Consider the following 1,360-nt stretch of genomic DNA (forward strand, 5'->3'; position numbering starts at 1 on the left):
CGTGTATTCAGCTTAGTGCTGTTAAGTCTTAAGCTTCGCGATTTCTCTTTTGGTTCTTCCAGATATCGACGACATAAACGATGGCGCTGACCAGTAAGAAGAGCGCAGATACAGAAAACAGAGCAGGCATTTTTAAGATCCACGCGAACGTTGCGGCAAGAAAAGCCACAAAGCAAATGAGTCGACTTGATGACATTACATGACCGAGTTTAATGTTCATAACGCCTCCTAATGAAGTCTCATTTTCGACAGGAGAATTATCCCACTTTGTTCATAATAAAGGCTAAAAATTAGCCTAAATTAATATCAAATTTACTAATTCGATGACGGTATTCACACATTTCATGTTGGCTATTATATAAGCAATAGAATAGTGGTCTGGCTAGTTCGAGAGTTACGTTGTGCAGATAGTCACTCTTGCGTGAGTAACAAAAATTCTGCGTTTAACTGGCGTAAAAGAAGTAAGCCGTGATTAAGAAACTAGCAATGATCACTGTATTTCGAACGTATTGTTGTGGGATACGACGAGAGACTTTGGCTGAGTAATAACCACCAACTAAGGTTCCCATTAACACTGCTATACCCGATGGCCAGTCAATCGAACCTTTGACGATAAAAAAGACTATCGCAGCAAGGGAAGCACAAGCCGAAACCAACAACTTGATCCCATTCATAACATTAATATTGGTGTAGCCAGCCAGAGCCAAGTAGCTCAATGTCACTATGCCTAAACCCGCATTGAAATAGCCCCCGTAGATACAAACAATCAGTAGTAACAGTGCTGAAAAAAATGCCCCAGCGCTGGTGGCGTGTTTGTGTTTTTCTGTGGCGCGCTTAAGCCATTTGTTTAGTGTTCCGCCAAAAGTGAAAAGCAACGCTGCAAAAAGCAGTAGCCAAGGTACGGACTGGGTAAATAGAGCTTCTGGCGTGTGCAATAACAAGAAAGCACCAATACCGCCACCTAGCACGCATAAAGCGATAACGAGTTTGAGTTGCTTGGTACCGGACTGAATCTCATGACGTAAAGCGTATGCGCCACTGATGTAGCCGGCACAAGAGGCGAAAGTATTCGTGGCGTTGGCCGCGATCGGAGGGACGCCAGCAAACAATAGAGCAGGGAAGGTTATGAAGCTGCCTCCTCCAGCAATAGAGTTAAGCACACCACCGATTACTCCTGATAAAAATAGAATCAACCAATCCATAGTTTTGAATCCAACGCGTTAAATGACTGGTTACCTTACTTTATTTTGTTAAGAATATCAGAGCTGAGCGCTTTAAAAGCGTGAGTTTGTGAGTTTGCTACCATCTTGGAGTTGTGTTTATTCTCAGCAGCGGATAAAAGAAAAGGAGCCAGAGGCTC

The 1,360-nt window shown here is 43.2% G+C and carries 2 protein-coding genes; both read right to left on the reverse strand.

The window, feature by feature from the left end:
• Positions 1–28 precede the first annotated feature (28 nt).
• On the reverse strand, positions 29–220 hold the full coding sequence (locus BCT81_RS21860; protein WP_004738330.1) for a hypothetical protein: 192 nt from the start codon (positions 218–220) through the stop codon (positions 29–31).
• 223 nt (positions 221–443) lie between these two features.
• A complete protein-coding gene (locus BCT81_RS21865) occupies positions 444–1,202 on the reverse strand; it encodes a sulfite exporter TauE/SafE family protein (RefSeq protein WP_102425825.1) in 759 nt (252 codons plus the stop codon).
• Between the last annotated feature and the right edge of the window lie 158 nt (positions 1,203–1,360).

Source organism: Vibrio sp. 10N.261.52.A1, assembly GCF_002876325.1.
Taxonomy (GTDB): domain Bacteria; phylum Pseudomonadota; class Gammaproteobacteria; order Enterobacterales; family Vibrionaceae; genus Vibrio; species Vibrio chagasii.

Bases quoted from the DNA above. Each gene is read 5' to 3' on its own strand.
- BCT81_RS21860 (WP_004738330.1), bottom strand. From the start codon at position 220: ATGAACATTAAACTCGGTCATGTAATGTCATCAAGTCGACTCATTTGC.
- BCT81_RS21865 (WP_102425825.1), bottom strand. From the start codon at position 1,202: ATGGATTGGTTGATTCTATTTTTATCAGGAGTAATCGGTGGTGTGCTT.